This window comes from Polynucleobacter sp. 39-46-10 (assembly GCF_002282275.1).
The window spans coordinates 1-15,157 of record NZ_NCJB01000096.1; the positions used below are offsets into that span (position 1 = coordinate 1).

The window sequence follows — 15,157 nt, forward strand, 5'->3', positions numbered from 1 at the left end:
TTAATTTACTTTAATGTTCTTTTCTTTGAAATACTTCAATGCGCCTGAATGATACGTGATTGGCGTGGAGTTTTGTTTTTGATTCTCAAGGGTTACGTTGATGTATTCCTTGTGAGTGCGAACTAAGTCCAGCTTATTATCAAATACAGCCTTCACAATTTTGTAGGCTTCAGCATCAGGCATATTGGCATTTACAACAAGAATGTTGGCAACACCAGCAACTTTATTATCTGCAGTCATGCCGCTATAAGTTTCTTTTGGAATATTGGCAGCAAAGTAGAGGTTGCCATATTTCTTGTTCATTGCAGCAACTTCAGCAGCGTTATCAACCATGACGATTTTCATGCCAGGGCTATTAGCTAAGTCGGTTACAGCTGCAGTTGGCAAGCCACCAACCCAGAAAAAAGCATCAATTTTGCGGTCTTTGACTGCGTTGACAGATTCGGCAACGCTCAAACGCTCGCGCTTGACGTCTTTGTCTTTATCTAAGCCAGCAGCTTCGAGGAGACGGAAAGCCATCACTTCAGTTGCGCTACCTGGGGCGCCTGTACTCACGCGTTTGCCTTTAAGGTCCTTCATAGACTTAATGCCAGTGGAATCTACTGTCACAACGTGCATCAGGTTTGGATAGAGAACCAAGAGGGTGCGCAAGTCCACTTTCTTGTTAGCAAACTTACCTTCGCCCATTTGTGCGTCTTTAGCGGCATCAGCCATAGAGAAGCCAACGTATGGCTTGCCTGTACCGATGAGGTTGAGGTTATCAACTGAACCGCCAGTTACTTCGGCTGTAGCCGCCATACCTGGAACTTTGCTAGAAAGTACTGAGGCTAAGCCACCACCCATAGGGTAGTAAACACCGCCAGTACCGCCGGTTGCAATTGAGATGTTCTGTGCTTGTGCGGCACCGAAGAACATGGTGAGGGATAAGGCAATTACTTTAATAAGCTTCATTTTTTGTCTCCTGTTTTGATTCTATTTAATTAAAGGCCTGGCATGCTGAAGTTAATTTTTTGCAACTCACTCAGTAATTTAGCTTGCTGGTCTGCACTCAATTGCATGAGTGGTGGGCGGACGCGTAACCACTCGGAATCTTTGCTGAAGTGTGCAACTGCTGTTTTCATACCTGCAATCATTTGATATTGAGCAAATACAGAGCGTACTTGATCTAAGGCGGCTTGGCGTTGATCTGCGTCAGATTCTCTCCAATGCGACGCTAATTCAGCAATAGCCTTAGGGTTTACGTTAGCAGTAGCAGAGATGCAGCCAACGCCACCGGCCCGTAAAGCGCGCATCAGAAATACTTCGCTACCTGCATAAACGCGGAATCCTGATGGCGCTAGGAGCTTGATTACAGATTCTGTATATGCCCAATCACCAGAGCTATCTTTCATGCCAACAACAGTTTTTGGATATGCCTTTGCTAAACGCTCCAGCAAAGAAAGGCTGAGGTTGATTTTGGTAACTGGGGGGATGTTGTAGATATAAATTTGTAATCCAGCGTCACCCACCTTTTGAATCACTTCAGAGTAGTAGGCAAAAAGACCATCATCGGTCACATCTTTATAGTAGAACGGCGGCAGCATTAAGACGCCGGCACATTTATGTTGCACTGCATGTCGGGTCATGTTCACCGTAGCATCGATGGACGTAGCACCCGTGCCAGGCATCATATGGGCTGGGTTTAAGCCGCCCTCAACCAAGGTGGTTAACGTGGCCATCTTTTGGGGGGCGGAGATCGAGTTGGCTTCGGAGTTTGTCCCAAAGATTGCTTGGCCAACACCATTGGCTTCGAGCCATTGGCATTGCTTTAATAATTTTTGCGCATCTGGACTACCGTCTTCTTTAAATGGAGTCAATACAGGCGATAGCACCGCAGGTAGTGTGGAAGGGTGAAGGGAAATAGTCATTACTTACTCCAATTTAATTTTGTACTTCTGTCAGAAGAGGTCTTTTATTATAGAAAGCTTCTAAATTATCTATTGCTAAATTTGTCATCAATTGTCGCGTTTCGGAAGTGGCACTTCCAATATGCGGCGTTAGTAAGACATTATCAATATTTAAGAACCCAGGGTTTGGATTTGGTTCATTTTCGAATACATCCAGCGCTGCCCCAGCAATCCTATTTTGCTGCAGTGCAACTAAAAGTGCGGCCTCATCCACGACACTACCTCGGGCAATATTAATCAGATGGCCCTGAGGCCCCAGGGCTTCTAAGACTTCTGTGCCAACCATTTTTTCTGTTTCTGGGGTGGCAGGACAGGCAAGAAAGAGGACGTCACTGGCCTTAGCCAAGGACTTGATGTCAGGAAAGTACTCATAAGGGAGCTTTTTTCGGCTTGGGCCAGTGTAGGCAATTTTGACTTTGAAGTGCTCTAGGCGCTTGGCAAGGTCTTGGCCAATACGACCCATACCAGCTATACCCACTTGCTTGCCAGCAAGCGTCGTAGTGACTGTAAATAAACCTTTGGACCAGGCTTTGCTGTTAACAAATTCATGTGCCTGAGGAATGCGACGCAATAAACCAAAAAGCATGCCAATAGCTAGCTCGCAAACCGCGTCATTGAGAACCCCTGGGGTGTTGCTGGCCTTAATGCCTTTTTCTTGAAGGTAATCCAGGGGTAGGTTGTCATAGCCCACACCACATGTGGCCACCATCTTTACTGAAGGAAGTTTTTCAAGCAGTTGAATGGGCAGCTGCGTATTTGAGCGAATCAAAATACTCTCGTAAGAACCCGGCGGTATGCTGGCGTTGATATCAGGGAAGCGAACCGGGGTAATGCGCTGGTCGATTGCCATTTGCATTACTTCTGGAAATTGTCCGACCTGCAGTACTGAATTGACTGGGATCATGTCTCACTTACTTTTTTATTGGAATAATGAAAACATTGTAAGAGGATTTGTAATCCTTATCTTGCCCCCAAAGGAGAAATTGAGATGTTGTTTACCCCATCTGAAACTAAAGTTGTCATCGTTGGTGGCGGCACCATGGGTGCTGATGTGGCAGCTGTATGTGCACGCGGGGGTTGCGCGGTTCAGGTGCTTGAGCCGACCACGGAACGTCGCGCACTGTTGCCAGACTACTTTGCCAATACCATGACTGATCTGGGTTACGAGCATCGTCTGCATTTGCTTTCCACCGCTGGTTCATTGGATGAAATAGATTGGTCTGAGATTGATTTGGTGATTGAGTGTGTGCCCGAGCGTCTCGATATCAAGCAAGAGTTATTTGCCAAGTTGGAGCAATACGCAAAGCCGGAAGCAGTACTAGCAAGTAACAGCACCAGCTTTCCAATTAGCGATATTTCAACAGGTTTGAAAACCGCAGCGCGGATGATTGGTTTGCATTTCTTCATGCCAGCGCACTTAGTGCCCTGTGTAGAGGTGGTCTACGGCCAAAAGACTTCACCTATGGTTGGTGAAAGCTTATCTCGCTTAATGACAGCTTGCGGCATGGTGCCCGTCACCGTGAAAAAAGATTTACCGGGATTTCTAGCGAATCGTCTGCAGCATGCCTTGTCGCGCGAGGCCTTTGCGATGGTCGATGCTGGGATTGCCAGTTTGGAAGACATTGATAAAGCCGTTCGCTTTGGCTTTGGCTTTCGCTACATCGCTGCGGGACCAGCAATGCAGAGGGACCATGCTGGCTTAGATGTGCATGGCGCCGGGGGTGCGACGATTTATCCAACTCTGAATAATTCCCCCGATATTGCCAAATGCTTAAGTGATCGCATCGCCAGCGGTAAGTTGGGCATGAAAACTGGTGAGGGCTTTTATTCTTGGACCGCCGAGACAATGAAGGCAGAGCGAGAGCGTTACCAAGAAGCACTCCGCGAAGGTTTAAAGATCATTCAGAAGGATCTGCCTGAGATTAAATAAAACAGGGCGCAATCTCATGCTTTGATTTATTCTGCAAAGATGAAGAAAATTATTCGCGTTTGGGATTTGCCGATTCGCCTGTTTCACTGGCTATTGGTTGTCGGGATTATTCTGAGTTTTGTCACCGTGAAGATCGGCGGCAATGCCATGGAGTGGCATGCGCGAGTTGGCTACTGTGTTTTAACGTTAATTATTTTTCGAATTTGCTGGGGCTTAATTGGCTCACACCATGCCCGTTTCATTCATTTTGTACCCAGCCCTAAAGGCTTGCTCAATTACCTCTCTGGAAAAGCCAAGGCGGGTCTTGGTCACAACCCATTAGGTGCTTTATCTGTTCTGGCGCTTCTCTTTTCAATTGGGCTTCAAGCAATCACCGGCCTTTTTGCAAACGACGATATTGCCTTTGAGGGGCCATTCGCAAAATATATTTCGAGCGGAACGGTTGAGCTCTTAACTTCGATTCATCGTCAGAATGAAAAGATTTTGATTGTGTTGATTGTTGTGCACCTGTGCGCAATTTTCTATTATCAAAAATTCAAAGGTGAAAATTTAATTAAGCCGATGTTACTGGGCGATAAAGAAATTGACCCAAGCGAGGAGACAAAGTATTTGCCATCTGACTTGGGTCAAGCCTCCAAGGACGGAGGTTTGCAACGCGGTCTTGCTTTATTGCTACTGAGCCTGATTGCCGTAATTCTGGGTTACTTGATTTCTCGCTGATTACTTTTTCTTAAAGTCATCATGGCAACCTTTGCAGCTAGCACCGGCTGCACCAAAAGCCTTTTTAATTGCCTCTTGATCACCTGACTGCGCGGCAGTATTAAGGTTCGCTACTGCCACTTGCATTTTCTCTGCAGCGGATTTGAACTTGGCGTTATCAGACCATACTCCTGACAATGCATTGCCACCTTCAGTGCCTGGACCAAAAGCTTGCCAAGGCAGTGTTGAGATTGTTGCAACAACCGCTGCATTCTTGGCTACTTCATCTTTATTGAATGGTGCTTCACCTTTCACTACTGCGCCAATTTTTCCAAAAGAATTAGCCATAACAGTAAATGCGCTCTGACGATATTTGATGGCATCTTCTGGTTTCTTAAACTGGGCGTATGCAATGCCACTAAGCAGCAAGGTTGATGCTAGGGTGGCTAAAACAAGATGTTTGAGTTTCATAAGGATCTCCAATAAGTTCAATCAATTTGGGGGTGAGGCTCTATCTGCTCAGCATACTCTCGAATACCGATCCTTGCAGATGGATTTATTTAGAAAACCATCTGCAATGGCAGCGTTATAAAGTAGATGATGGACTTAAAGAATGCTAGCAAAGGTTCCATCCAAAAGTTGCCAATAATCCCGGTAAATACAAGCCCAAGAACGATAAAGAAGCCCCACGGCTCTAGTCTTCCAAATGCAATAGATTGGCGCGCTGGCAATAGGCTGGACAAGATGCGACCTCCATCCAAAGGCGGCAGAGGAAATAAGTTAAATACCAGGAGGACTAGGTTCCAGGTGATGCCAGCCTGCGACATGGCTATCAAGAATCGCTCATCGATTCCAGATCCAGTTAAGAGAATCAAGATGGTGGCCCAAATCAGGGCTTGAGCGAAGTTTGACCCCGGTCCTGCTAAGGCAACCCAAATCGAGTCAATTCTGGGGTTGCGCAAGCGCCCAAAGTTAACCGGTACTGGCTTGGCATACCCGATCAAAAATGGTGAGCTGGCCAAAATCAGCATCAAAGGGATGAGGATGGTCCCCATGGGATCTATATGTTTCAGTGGGTTGAGGCTGACCCTTCCGAGCATATAGGCCGTATTGTCACCAAAATGGCGAGCCGCATAACCATGGGCTGCTTCGTGGATGGTGATGGCAAAAATCAAGGGAATCGCATTAATCGCAATAGCTTGGATAGAATAGTCAGTAATCATGGCAATATGATATCCATAGGAGCAAAAAGTGACTGACGATAAAAAACCCGAATCAAAAACCTCAGCTAAGCCCATAGCAGCCAAGCCAGTAGCCCGTCCACCAGCCCCCAAAGGCCCATCCGGCCCTGGTGGTAGGCCTCAGGCAGGCTTTGGAGGCGGAAAAGCTATGATGCGCAAGGCTGGCCGCGGCCGATAGTGGATAATTGCAGCATCAATTAATGTGTTTAATGAGGATTCAGTATGAACGAATGGCATAACGAGTCGAAAGACGAAATCAATAAGAAAATCATCACTTTGATCGTGATGTTGGCAGCCGCTACTAGCTTGGCTATTTTGTTTGCATTGGTTGCGGCTCATACTGGTTACGTATTCGGCTAATCTACATTAATGACTAGCCATCGCCAACCTGCAGTATTTGCTGGCCATGGCAGTCCGATGTACGCCATTGAGCCCAATCGCTTTACAGCGGCTTGGGCCAATCTTGGTAAATCACTCAAACGCCCAGATGCCATCCTTGTCATCTCGGCACATTGGGTAACCCGCGGAGTTTGGGTTACTGCAATGCCTAAACCTAAAACCATTCACGACTTTGGCGGATTTCCGCAAGCCTTGTTTGATGTTCAGTACCCAGCGCCTGGCAGTCCTGCGTTGGCTGATCGAGTTAAAGAATTGCTCGATGTTCCTGTTGTGCTTGAAGAAAATGAATGGGGTATTGATCACGGCGCTTGGTCTGTTCTCAAATACCTCTATCCAGAGGCCGGCATTCCTGTAGTTCAGCTAAGTCTAGATGGCTCAATGTCTGCTAGTGAGCACTACGAACTCGCCAAGAAACTACGCCCTTTGCGTGATGAGAACATTTTGATTTTGGCTAGCGGTAATGTTGTCCATAACTTGCGTACTATTTAGCGGTAATGTTGTCCATAACTTGCGTACTATTCATTGGGAGGAGGGGGCAGCACCTTATCCCTGGGCTGGTGAGTTCAATGATTTCTTTGTTTCAGAAATGAAAGCAAATCATCATGAGGCTTTGATTCATTGGGAACAATTTGGTGACTCCGCTCATTTGGCTATCCCGACTCCTGAACATTACTGGCCTGCTTTATATGTACTTGCACTGCAAGAGCAAGGTGAGGCACCTAAGGTATTGGTTGATGGAGTAGAAATGGGCTCCATCAGCATGCTTACTTTTTCAATTCAATAAATATTTAATATGTGGCCATCTATACTTGTAGTCTTTTGCGGCGCTGGTCTCGGAGCTTTACTAAGAGCGGGATTTAATCTTGCAACAGTTGGCCTGGAAGCGACGCTTCCTTTGGGAACATTCATTTCTAATATGGTTGGTGGCTACTTGATTGGAATTGCCGTAGCCTTCTTTGGTAATAACCCAAGCCTTTCCCCTGAGTGGAAGTTATTCATCATTACGGGTTTCTTGGGCGGCCTCACTACCTTCTCTAGCTTTTCTGCTGATGTAGTGGCTTTTATGCAGCGTGGAGAGCTTGCTTGGGCGTTTGGGACGGTGATGCTGAATTTAGTTGGATCACTAACCTTAACCTTCTTGGGTATCTTGACTTACCAAGCGCTGAAGTAGTTCCTTCGAATTGGCTTTCGGGCGGAGTATTTAAATAAGCCCTAGGGCGCCTAAGATTGCACCTAAGCCAATTAAATACAAAGGGTGCCAGCGAGTCAAAACAGTGACCCCGATGGTCAGTACCGTGAGTGCATATGCTGCGTATGAGTGATTGATTTGTAAGGCAATCTGCCATGCTGAAGATAGAACTAGACCAATAGCAAGGGCTGCAGCCGCATACTGAATGGACTTCTTTTTATGTGCATCCTGCATGCCCAATATTAGGCGCTGTAAGTGGTAAACCAGAATAGATGATGGCCATGCAATCGCAATGGTTGCAATTAAGGCGCCCAAAACACCATAGACGTGCCAGCCAATCAGAGTAACTGTCATGAAGTTGGGTCCTGGTGCAGCTTGAGCAATAGCGAAATAATCTGCAAAAGTTTGTAGGTCAATCCAGTGCTCTTGATATACCGATAAATTGAGTAGACTTGGAAGCAGGGCATTCACCCCTCCAAAGGCAATCAACGAAAAAGCAGAAAGCTTTAGAAAGAGGCTTAGCAAGATGCTCATAGTTTGTGAGCTTTCTTTTGCGCCAAAATCCAGGCAAGTGGCGATGCAATTAATACCACCCAACCAAGACCGAGCTGGTAATAGCTCGCGGCAATGACTGTTACGACCACCACCAGCAGCATTGCTGGAAAGCGAAACTCATCGCGCAACATTTTGATTCCTGTGGAGGCGATTAAACCAACACCAACCGCAGAAATGCCTCGCAGTATTCCTTGGATAGATTCCATATAACTGTAATGTGTATACAGAATGGCCAACAGCATCACAATGCAGATGGGCCCTAGCGTTAACCCAAGAACGGCAGCTAATGCGCCCTTAGCGCCAGCAAAGCGAGAGCCAATACAAACTGCAAGATTGACAATATTAGGGCCTGGGACAATTTGGCAGATACCCAGAATAGCGCTGAATTCCTCAGAGCTTAATACCTTATCTCGTTCGACTAAGGTGCGACGAGCCCAAGGTAAAACGCCGCCAAAACCGGACATTCCAATTTTGCTGAAGCTGATAAATAATTCTGTAGGGGTAAGCGTCTTCAAAAAAATTACAGTTCGAATGGATGTGGGATGGGCTTTTGATCAATCCATGCCTCCAAGGTATCAACGATTCCTTTGGAGAACATTGCAAAAACAGGTTCAGCTACAAACCCTAGATGCGGTGTAGTGAGTAGGTTGGGGGCGTTCCTCAGTACATCATTTTCAGGTAGTGGCTCAGTGTCGAAGACATCAATTGCCGCTTGACCGGGTCTGCCAGCTGCAAGTGCATCTTGTAGAGCCTGTGTATGAATGAGGGCAGAGCGAGAGGTATTCACTAGGAGGGCGTCAGGTCGCATCATTGCCAATTCGTCAACGCCGATCAATCCCTTGGTATTGGGCCCAGCTACAAGATGCAGGCTCACAACCTTAGATGTCTTCAATAACTCTTCCAGGCTGACTGATTTAGCATCTTGGGCGGCAGCCCGTTCAGGCGTCATATTGGGGCTCCAAGTGACAAGCTCCATTCCAAAAGCCTTGCCTACGCGGGCAACAGCACTGCCGATTGAGCCTAAGCCAATAATTCCGAGGCGTTCACTAGACAGCATTGGTAAAACAGAAAGTTCATCGCGCCAGCTACCAGAGTGCATCAGCTGATTTTGAGTGATCAACCGTTTTGAGGCCCCCAAAATCAAGGCCCAAGTTAGCTCGGTAGTCGTTTCTTTGGATGGACCCCCTGGTGTGCAGGCAATCGGAATATTCCGGGATATCAGTGATGGCGCGTTTAGTGTGCCATTACGCTTGCCGGTAAATACAAATAGCTTGAGCTTTGGGAGGCGCGCAATCAACTCTTCGTTAAATGGGGTGCGATCTCTCACCAGCACAATCACCTCGGCATCTTTAACTGCCTCATATAGCGCTTCATCATGCAGGGCCTCATGATGAATCGCGATATGGCAATGCTGATCCACTTTGGTCCAATTGGAAAAGCGACGTAGGGCGCGCTCATAGTCACCAAGAATGACAACGTTAGGTAAATTAGCCATGTCTCTAATATCGTTATTTATTGTGCTGTTTGAGTTTACTATCTATCTACATTGATTTTGACAAAAGGAATACCCATGATTTTGGAGCACTGCGATATTGAAATTGACCCTAGCAAGTCTGCCGAGTTTGAGGAGGCCATTTTGCGCGGTGTAAATACTGTCATCGCTAAAGCCAAAGGTTTTCAGGGATTTAAGGTTAATCGCACCATAGAAAATCCGGCGCGTTATCTATTGTTGATTTACTGGGATACCCTGGAAAACCACACGGTAGATTTTCGTGGATCAGATGCATTTGCTGATTGGCGAGCCATTGTTGGCCCATTCTTCACAAAACCACCTTTTGTTGAGCATATGACCTTGGTGGGTAAGTCTGGGTAATCGCTTTTTTAGGTCTTGAGTTTTTTGCGAATGGAGCGCTCCACTGGAATGGAATCCAGGTTGGGCTCCAAAGCCTCTCGCTCATCAAATACAAAGCAAGTGCCCGTGTAGTGGGCCGATCCGACTTCCTCAAAGTACTTGAGAATGCCACCTTCCAATTGGTAGCTATGCTCCATACCAATCTCGCGCATATAGAGGCCTGACTTTTCACAGCGAATACCGCCGGTACAAAAGCTCACGAGAGTCTTGTCGGCTAGCTCATCTTTTCTTCCTGAAATTGCCTCAGGAAATTCGGTAAATTTTTCGATATTAAAATGCAGTGCATTCTCAAATGTCCCGTACTCAACTTCGAATGCATTACGTGTATCCACCATCACTACAGGGCGCCCCAAATCATCTGTGCCTCGATCAAGCCAATCTTGTAATTTTTTTGGTGCAATGAAATTTGCACGACCTTCTTCGGGACGAATCATCGGGTGATTCATTCGAATGATTTCATTCTTAATTTTGACCAACATTTTTTTGAATGGCTGTGATTCAGACCAACTATCTTTTGACTCCAATGATTTGAAGCGATGATCAAGTCGAAGCCAGTCTAAGAAGCCACGTAATTCGGTCTCGTTGCCAGCTAAGAACATGTTGATGCCTTCACCTGTCAGCAGGATGGTTCCCTTGAGGTTCCGGGCATTGCACTCATCGAGAATTTTGGCGCGCAACTTAGCCAGATTGTCTAGACTGACAAATAAGTAGGCGGCTATGTTCAGGATCGGTTTCATGGCAAGTGTTTTATGGTGATATAAACATTATCGAGGAAGACGGTATTCGAGTGATAATCTAGGCTCTTACATGCCCATTTTCATAAAATTACCTATCAAAAGCACCTATGTCTGAACGTTTAATTCCTTACCAGCCGATGGACTTGGCAGAACCTGCTGAGCTAGTAGCCGCAATTCGCCAGCGTCGGGGTGGCCAGTTCATTAATCTAGATCGCATGCTGTTGCATAGCACCCCGATTGCTGAGGGCTGGAATCATTTCGTTGGCGAGATACGCAATAACCTCTCCCTAGATCCAAAGCTGCGCGAACTCGCCATGTGTGGGGTGGCCGTTCTCAATGGTGCTGAGTATGAGTTTTTTCATCATGCGCCTCCATTTATCAAAGCGGGGGGTACTGAGGAGCAAGTCAAGGCGCTGCGTTTAATTGGCCAGCCTAGTTTCCCCAGGGATCTATTCTCCGCAGTTGAAAACGATGCGGCAGAGTTAACGTTCCAGATGACTCGCAACATCCAGGTTGATGGCGCCATCATGAAACGCTTGCAAATGGCTCTTGGCAATACCGATACGGTTGAGCTTGTCACTGTGGTGGCAGCCTACAACATGGTTTCTCGATTTTTGATTGCCTTGGATGTGAATCCTGAGGAGCATCCTCCTGAGTAATTCATGAATCAGAATGGCTCCATTTACTGGGAAGAGCAGGGTCAGACTTGCTCAGCAGTTTGGCGCTCTGAAAATGGCATAGCGCCCCATAAAAAAGTAGTGACTGCCGACGACACCGTAACGGCCGATGATGCCTATCGTTTGGCGTGCGAGGGAACGGCAATTCTTTGGAGGGGGGACTTCCAAAACGCCCGCCAGTTACTGCAGGCTTTAGTGCGACGGATTGATAAGCCTTCAAAGAAATCGAAGCGTGCGAGTAAGAGGGTCGGCAAGCCCGATGAGCTCACCCCTCAGAAAACAGCAAAAGATATTTTCAATCAACATCGCCTGATTCAGTCTCAACGAGCCAGGATTTTGGGTATGCTTTTAATTCAATGTAATCCAGATCACAGTATTTCATTGCGACGCCCACCCAATATTGCACAAGCATGTTCTGAAGCATATGGGGTTGTGACCCAATCTTATGTGGTTTCTTTGCGCGAACTCTTGGGTGTAGTTAGTGCACATGAGTGGCGCAAGAATGGTTTACCTATTCTGGCGGATGGCAATGGCGAGCCAATCTGCGTGCACCCGCATTACGGCGTGTTCTCACCCGTTCGTGGTGAGTACATTGAGCTTGTCTGTAATGCTCCATTACCTAAAGCTTTAGATCTTGAATCTACTGCTTTTGACATTGGTGTTGGTACTGGTGTGCTGTCGATTATCTTGGCAATGCGGGATGTACGCAAAATCATTGCGACCGACCAAGATGATCGAGCAATCACCTGCGCCAAAGAAAATATTGCACTTTTGAATTTGAACTCTCAAGTGGAGATCGTTAAAGCCAATTTATTTCCAGCTGGGCAGGCTGCGTTAATTGTTTGCAATCCGCCATGGGTGCCTGCAAGGCCGAGCTCCGCTCTTGAGCATGCGGTGTATGACCCCGATAGTCAAATGCTCAAAGGATTTTTGCTTGGATTGAAGGATCACCTGTTGCCACAGGGCGAGGGTTGGTTAATTCTGTCTGACTTAGCCGAGCATCTCGAGCTGAGAACTCGACAAGAACTACTCTCTTGGATTGAGGATGCGGGATTGCTTGTTTTGGATCGCATTGATACCAAACCCAAACATCCCAAAGCCTTTGATGATTCAGATTCGCTGTATTTCGCCAGAGCAGCTGAAATCACCTCGCTTTGGCGATTGGGCGTTAAGCAAGCGCCACTCTAAATCAGTGCTTATTTAGCGAATAGCTGACTTGGATCTTCGAATGCCTTGAATTCAAGGGCATTGCCAGCGGGATCGAGGAAGAACATAGTCGCCTGTTCACCTACTTTCCCTTTAAACCGAATCTGTGGCTCGATGATGAATTTCATGCCGCTACTTTTTAATTTGTCAGCTAGTGCATGCCAATCGGGCATCGTTAAAACAACTCCAAAATGTTTTACAGGAACTTGATGTCCGTCAACCTCATTTGCTGCTGCATGGCCGCATTCTTCAGGGGCTAGGTGCGCAACTAATTGGTGTCCAAAGAAATCAAAGTCAATCCATTCATCTGAGCTACGGCCCTCTGCGCAACCTAGGGTGCTGCCATAAAAAGTACGAGCTGCCTCTAAGTTATCTACGGGAAAGGCAAGGTGAAATGGTTGAATACTGGACATGATGGCCTTTAGTGAAAGCTAGGTGGTTGTGTATACGACAATTTTTAAAGTTTAGTATATTTAAGCAAAAAATATATTGATATTCAACGGAGACTAATATCTTGAGCATTCTATTAGGCGGGCTATGAGCAGCAGTTCTGATAAAACCAAAAAACCAGCGTCTGAGAGCGGACTGCGTAAAGGCTTAACCAGCTACGGCGATAAAGGCTTCTCATTATTTTTGCGTAAGGCGTTTATTAAGGGTGCAGGGTATACCAATAGCGCATTAGATCGTCCTGTCATTGGGATTATCAATACTGGCAGTGCCTACAATCCCTGTCACGGCAATATGCCGCAATTGATTGAGGCTGTAAAGCGCGGTGTGATGTTGGCAGGGGGTTTGCCAATGGACTTTCCAACGATTTCCATTCATGAAAGCTTTGCTGCTCCCACCAGCATGTATTTGCGCAACCTGATGTCAATGGACACTGAGGAGATGCTTCGTGCTCAACCAATGGATGCGGTAGTCATGATTGGTGGTTGCGATAAAACGGTGCCAGCACAAATGATGGGCGCAGCCTCAGCGGGTCTACCTGCTATTCAGTTGATCACAGGTTCAATGCTGACTGGTTCACATCGAAGTGAGCGTGTAGGTGCGTGCACTGACTGTCGACGCTATTGGGGAAAATTCCGCGCTGGCGAAATTGATGAAGTTGAAAAAGACGAAGTGAATGACCGGTTAGTGGCCAGCGTTGGTACCTGCTCAGTGATGGGTACTGCCAGCACGATGGCCTGCATCTCTGAGGCATTGGGTATGACTGTACCTGGAGGGGCTACTCCACCTGCGGTAACTGCAGATCGAATTCGGATTGCAGAAGAGACTGGAACCCGTGCCGTGCAGATGGCAAAAGATGGCTTAACAATTGACAAGGTATTAACAGCAGACGCTTTTGAAAATGCGATGCGTGTTTTATTGGCCATTGGTGGATCAACTAACGGCATCGTTCACTTGGCTGCGATTGCTGGACGCATGGGTTTAGAAATTGATTTAGATGCTCTCGATAAGATGGGTGATGAGACGCCGGTGCTAGTTGATCTGAAGCCATCTGGCGATCACTACATGGAGAACTTCCATGACGCCGGCGGTATGGCAACATTGCTGCGCGAGCTAAAGCCTCTTTTAAAGCTAGATGCGATGACAGTGACTGGCCGCACTTTAGGTGAGGAGATAGATGCAGCGCCCCCAAGTTTTAAGCAAGACGTCGTGCGCAAATTTGATAACCCAATTTATCCACGCGGCAGTATTGCGGTCTTGCATGGCAACTTAGCCCCTAGTGGCGCCATCATCAAACAATCAGCTGCCAATGAAAAACTGATGGAGCATGAAGGTCGTGCTGTTGTCTTTGAAAATAGTGAAGATCTCGCCAATCGGATTGATAGTCCAGACTTGGATGTCACGGCAGATGATATTTTGGTGCTCAAGAATATTGGTCCTAAAGGCGCTCCTGGCATGCCTGAGGCTGGATATATCCCAATCCCTATGAAACTCGCCAAGGCAGGCGTAAAAGATATTGTGCGCATCTCTGATGGTCGTATGAGCGGAACGGCGTTTGGAACAATTGTGTTGCATGTGACTCCAGAGGCTGCAGTCGGTGGGCCACTTGCGCAGGTAAAGAATGGTGATCGCATTCGTTTGAGCGTAAAAAATCGTGAGATTAGTTTATTGGTCTCAGAGGAAGAGCTGGCGAAGCGTGTAAAAGAAAATCCAGTGATCGAACCCACTGCAGAGCGTGGTTACTTAAAGCTATTCTTAGATACGGTTACACAAGCAGATAAGGGTGTTGATTTTGATTTCTTGAGGGCGGCAAAGATGGTTGGTAAAACACCCAAGCGTTAATCCAACTCATACGAAGTAAAAAATAGAAGCAAAGAAAAACGCCACCCATTGAGGTGGCGTTTGACTGTTGAGTAAAACAATTTACTTCAAAATGGTGGAACCGGCGGGAATCGAACCCGCGTCCGCAAATCCTCTACAACAAGTTCTACATACTTAGTCATGTCATTTAATTTAGCTAGCTAGTCACAGACTGACATGTTCCACGCTGGCGATTCACTTAGTTTTCGAACCATTCCCCGTGACATGAAATGATCTTATCTCTTGTAAATGACCCTGATCTAGCTTGCGCTAGCTGACCCAAGAGAGAATCAGTTCAGGGGCAACCGCAATTAAGCGGCTAGTGCGAAACGTTCGTCGTTTGCAGTTATTACATTCCC

General features: G+C 46.8%; 21 protein-coding genes and 1 other RNA gene. 11 read left to right on the forward strand and 11 right to left on the reverse strand.

Translation table 11 applies throughout. The features are described 5' to 3' along the window. Genes B7X71_RS09035 through B7X71_RS09045 form a run of 3 tightly spaced genes read right to left on the reverse strand, consistent with a single transcriptional unit; the run spans position 1 to position 2,850 of the window. Positions 1–951, reverse strand: coding sequence for a TAXI family TRAP transporter solute-binding subunit (locus B7X71_RS09035; protein WP_293597491.1), 951 nt, complete (start codon positions 949–951; stop codon positions 1–3). Between the two features lie 29 nt (positions 952–980). Further along, on the reverse strand, positions 981–1,907 hold the full coding sequence (locus B7X71_RS09040; RefSeq protein ID WP_293597492.1) for a dihydrodipicolinate synthase family protein: 927 nt from the start codon (positions 1,905–1,907) through the stop codon (positions 981–983). Between the two features lie 13 nt (positions 1,908–1,920). Then, a complete protein-coding gene (locus B7X71_RS09045; protein WP_293597493.1) occupies positions 1,921–2,850 on the reverse strand; it encodes a 2-hydroxyacid dehydrogenase in 930 nt (309 codons plus the stop codon). A gap of 84 nt (positions 2,851–2,934) precedes the next feature. On the opposite strand from B7X71_RS09045, the gene B7X71_RS09050 reads away from it, so the two are divergent. Together B7X71_RS09050 and B7X71_RS09055 are read left to right on the forward strand one after the other, a co-directional pair. Continuing rightward, entirely contained in the window at positions 2,935–3,876 is a 942-nt protein-coding gene (locus tag B7X71_RS09050; protein ID WP_293597494.1) for a 3-hydroxyacyl-CoA dehydrogenase NAD-binding domain-containing protein, read from the forward strand. Positions 3,877–3,915: 39 nt separating this feature from the next. Further along, a complete protein-coding gene (locus tag B7X71_RS09055) occupies positions 3,916–4,596 on the forward strand; it encodes a cytochrome b/b6 domain-containing protein (protein ID WP_293597495.1) in 681 nt (226 codons plus the stop codon). Here the strand turns inward: B7X71_RS09055 and B7X71_RS09060 are convergent, their stop codons facing one another. After that, positions 4,597–5,046, reverse strand: a complete 450-nt coding sequence (locus B7X71_RS09060; protein ID WP_293597496.1) for a cytochrome c — start codon at positions 5,044–5,046, stop codon at positions 4,597–4,599. It abuts the gene before it with no gap. Positions 5,047–5,135: 89 nt separating this feature from the next. Further along, entirely contained in the window at positions 5,136–5,798 is a 663-nt protein-coding gene (locus tag B7X71_RS09065) for a site-2 protease family protein (protein WP_293597497.1), read from the reverse strand. 28 nt (positions 5,799–5,826) lie between these two features. Between B7X71_RS09065 and B7X71_RS09070 the strand changes: the two genes are divergently transcribed. Genes B7X71_RS09070 through crcB form a run of 5 tightly spaced genes read left to right on the forward strand, consistent with a single transcriptional unit; the run spans position 5,827 to position 7,386 of the window. Then, positions 5,827–5,994, forward strand: coding sequence for a hypothetical protein (locus B7X71_RS09070; protein ID WP_293597498.1), 168 nt, complete (start codon positions 5,827–5,829; stop codon positions 5,992–5,994). A gap of 44 nt (positions 5,995–6,038) precedes the next feature. After that, positions 6,039–6,176, forward strand: a complete 138-nt coding sequence (locus B7X71_RS09075; protein WP_293597499.1) for a hypothetical protein — start codon at positions 6,039–6,041, stop codon at positions 6,174–6,176. Positions 6,177–6,185: 9 nt separating this feature from the next. Further along, entirely contained in the window at positions 6,186–6,704 is a 519-nt protein-coding gene (ygiD, locus tag B7X71_RS09080) for a 4,5-DOPA dioxygenase extradiol (RefSeq protein ID WP_293600551.1), read from the forward strand. Continuing rightward, the gene (locus tag B7X71_RS09085) at positions 6,676–6,999 is read left to right on the forward strand and encodes a hypothetical protein (protein WP_293600552.1); all 324 of its coding nucleotides are present in this window, start codon (positions 6,676–6,678) and stop codon (positions 6,997–6,999) included. Before ygiD ends, B7X71_RS09085 begins: the two co-directional genes overlap by 29 nt. Before the next feature lie 9 nt (positions 7,000–7,008). Continuing rightward, positions 7,009–7,386 carry a fluoride efflux transporter CrcB gene (gene crcB / locus B7X71_RS09090; RefSeq protein ID WP_293597501.1) on the forward strand — a complete coding sequence of 126 codons (378 nt, stop codon included), beginning with the start codon at positions 7,009–7,011 and terminating at the stop codon, positions 7,384–7,386. A 30-nt stretch (positions 7,387–7,416) separates the two neighbouring features. On the opposite strand, the gene B7X71_RS09095 is transcribed toward crcB, so the two are convergent. Genes B7X71_RS09095 through B7X71_RS09105 form a run of 3 tightly spaced genes read right to left on the reverse strand, consistent with a single transcriptional unit; the run spans position 7,417 to position 9,454 of the window. After that, positions 7,417–7,938, reverse strand: a complete 522-nt coding sequence (locus B7X71_RS09095) for a chromate transporter (protein WP_293597502.1) — start codon at positions 7,936–7,938, stop codon at positions 7,417–7,419. Then, entirely contained in the window at positions 7,935–8,474 is a 540-nt protein-coding gene (locus tag B7X71_RS09100; RefSeq protein WP_293597503.1) for a chromate transporter, read from the reverse strand. Before B7X71_RS09100 ends, B7X71_RS09095 begins: the two co-directional genes overlap by 4 nt. A gap of 5 nt (positions 8,475–8,479) precedes the next feature. Continuing rightward, entirely contained in the window at positions 8,480–9,454 is a 975-nt protein-coding gene (locus tag B7X71_RS09105) for a D-2-hydroxyacid dehydrogenase family protein (RefSeq protein WP_293597504.1), read from the reverse strand. Between the two features lie 75 nt (positions 9,455–9,529). Here B7X71_RS09105 and B7X71_RS09110 point away from each other — a divergent pair, with 75 nt between their 5' ends. Continuing rightward, on the forward strand, positions 9,530–9,832 hold the full coding sequence (locus B7X71_RS09110; RefSeq protein ID WP_293597511.1) for an antibiotic biosynthesis monooxygenase family protein: 303 nt from the start codon (positions 9,530–9,532) through the stop codon (positions 9,830–9,832). Positions 9,833–9,840: 8 nt separating this feature from the next. Here the strand turns inward: B7X71_RS09110 and B7X71_RS09115 are convergent, their stop codons facing one another. Beyond that, the gene (locus tag B7X71_RS09115; protein WP_293597505.1) at positions 9,841–10,608 is read right to left on the reverse strand and encodes a sulfurtransferase; all 768 of its coding nucleotides are present in this window, start codon (positions 10,606–10,608) and stop codon (positions 9,841–9,843) included. Positions 10,609–10,715: 107 nt separating this feature from the next. On the opposite strand from B7X71_RS09115, the gene B7X71_RS09120 reads away from it, so the two are divergent. Both B7X71_RS09120 and B7X71_RS09125 read left to right on the forward strand, forming a co-directional pair. Next, positions 10,716–11,267 carry a carboxymuconolactone decarboxylase family protein gene (locus tag B7X71_RS09120; protein ID WP_293597506.1) on the forward strand — a complete coding sequence of 184 codons (552 nt, stop codon included), beginning with the start codon at positions 10,716–10,718 and terminating at the stop codon, positions 11,265–11,267. 3 nt (positions 11,268–11,270) lie between these two features. Next, on the forward strand, positions 11,271–12,473 hold the full coding sequence (locus B7X71_RS09125) for a class I SAM-dependent methyltransferase (protein ID WP_293597507.1): 1,203 nt from the start codon (positions 11,271–11,273) through the stop codon (positions 12,471–12,473). A gap of 8 nt (positions 12,474–12,481) precedes the next feature. On the opposite strand, the gene B7X71_RS09130 is transcribed toward B7X71_RS09125, so the two are convergent. Beyond that, positions 12,482–12,904, reverse strand: coding sequence for a VOC family protein (locus B7X71_RS09130; protein ID WP_293597508.1), 423 nt, complete (start codon positions 12,902–12,904; stop codon positions 12,482–12,484). Positions 12,905–13,028: 124 nt separating this feature from the next. Between B7X71_RS09130 and B7X71_RS09135 the strand changes: the two genes are divergently transcribed. Further along, positions 13,029–14,780: an IlvD/Edd family dehydratase gene (locus B7X71_RS09135; RefSeq protein WP_293597509.1), complete on the forward strand. Its 1,752-nt coding sequence runs from the start codon at positions 13,029–13,031 to the stop codon at positions 14,778–14,780. A gap of 92 nt (positions 14,781–14,872) precedes the next feature. Here B7X71_RS09135 and ssrA read toward each other — a convergent pair. Next, positions 14,873–15,157, reverse strand: a transfer-messenger RNA (tmRNA) gene (gene ssrA, locus B7X71_RS09140); the annotation flags it as partial.

What these genes read in the sequence shown, in the direction of transcription:
- B7X71_RS09055 (WP_293597495.1), top strand. Translation starts at nt 3,916, where the DNA reads ATGAAGAAAATTATTCGCGTTTGGGATTTGCCGATTCGCCTGTTTCAC.
- B7X71_RS09045 (WP_293597493.1), bottom strand. Translation starts at nt 2,850, where the DNA reads ATGATCCCAGTCAATTCAGTACTGCAGGTCGGACAATTTCCAGAAGTA.
- B7X71_RS09085 (WP_293600552.1), top strand. Translation starts at nt 6,676, where the DNA reads ATGTTGTCCATAACTTGCGTACTATTTAGCGGTAATGTTGTCCATAAC.
- B7X71_RS09095 (WP_293597502.1), bottom strand. Translation starts at nt 7,938, where the DNA reads ATGAGCATCTTGCTAAGCCTCTTTCTAAAGCTTTCTGCTTTTTCGTTG.
- B7X71_RS09060 (WP_293597496.1), bottom strand. Translation starts at nt 5,046, where the DNA reads ATGAAACTCAAACATCTTGTTTTAGCCACCCTAGCATCAACCTTGCTG.
- B7X71_RS09130 (WP_293597508.1), bottom strand. Translation starts at nt 12,904, where the DNA reads ATGTCCAGTATTCAACCATTTCACCTTGCCTTTCCCGTAGATAACTTA.
- B7X71_RS09110 (WP_293597511.1), top strand. Translation starts at nt 9,530, where the DNA reads ATGATTTTGGAGCACTGCGATATTGAAATTGACCCTAGCAAGTCTGCC.
- B7X71_RS09120 (WP_293597506.1), top strand. Translation starts at nt 10,716, where the DNA reads ATGTCTGAACGTTTAATTCCTTACCAGCCGATGGACTTGGCAGAACCT.
- B7X71_RS09040 (WP_293597492.1), bottom strand. Translation starts at nt 1,907, where the DNA reads ATGACTATTTCCCTTCACCCTTCCACACTACCTGCGGTGCTATCGCCT.
- B7X71_RS09050 (WP_293597494.1), top strand. Translation starts at nt 2,935, where the DNA reads ATGTTGTTTACCCCATCTGAAACTAAAGTTGTCATCGTTGGTGGCGGC.
- B7X71_RS09065 (WP_293597497.1), bottom strand. Translation starts at nt 5,798, where the DNA reads ATGATTACTGACTATTCTATCCAAGCTATTGCGATTAATGCGATTCCC.
- B7X71_RS09075 (WP_293597499.1), top strand. Translation starts at nt 6,039, where the DNA reads ATGAACGAATGGCATAACGAGTCGAAAGACGAAATCAATAAGAAAATC.
- B7X71_RS09135 (WP_293597509.1), top strand. Translation starts at nt 13,029, where the DNA reads ATGAGCAGCAGTTCTGATAAAACCAAAAAACCAGCGTCTGAGAGCGGA.
- B7X71_RS09035 (WP_293597491.1), bottom strand. Translation starts at nt 951, where the DNA reads ATGAAGCTTATTAAAGTAATTGCCTTATCCCTCACCATGTTCTTCGGT.
- ygiD (WP_293600551.1), top strand. Translation starts at nt 6,186, where the DNA reads ATGACTAGCCATCGCCAACCTGCAGTATTTGCTGGCCATGGCAGTCCG.
- B7X71_RS09115 (WP_293597505.1), bottom strand. Translation starts at nt 10,608, where the DNA reads ATGAAACCGATCCTGAACATAGCCGCCTACTTATTTGTCAGTCTAGAC.
- B7X71_RS09125 (WP_293597507.1), top strand. Translation starts at nt 11,271, where the DNA reads ATGAATCAGAATGGCTCCATTTACTGGGAAGAGCAGGGTCAGACTTGC.
- B7X71_RS09105 (WP_293597504.1), bottom strand. Translation starts at nt 9,454, where the DNA reads ATGGCTAATTTACCTAACGTTGTCATTCTTGGTGACTATGAGCGCGCC.
- crcB (WP_293597501.1), top strand. Translation starts at nt 7,009, where the DNA reads ATGTGGCCATCTATACTTGTAGTCTTTTGCGGCGCTGGTCTCGGAGCT.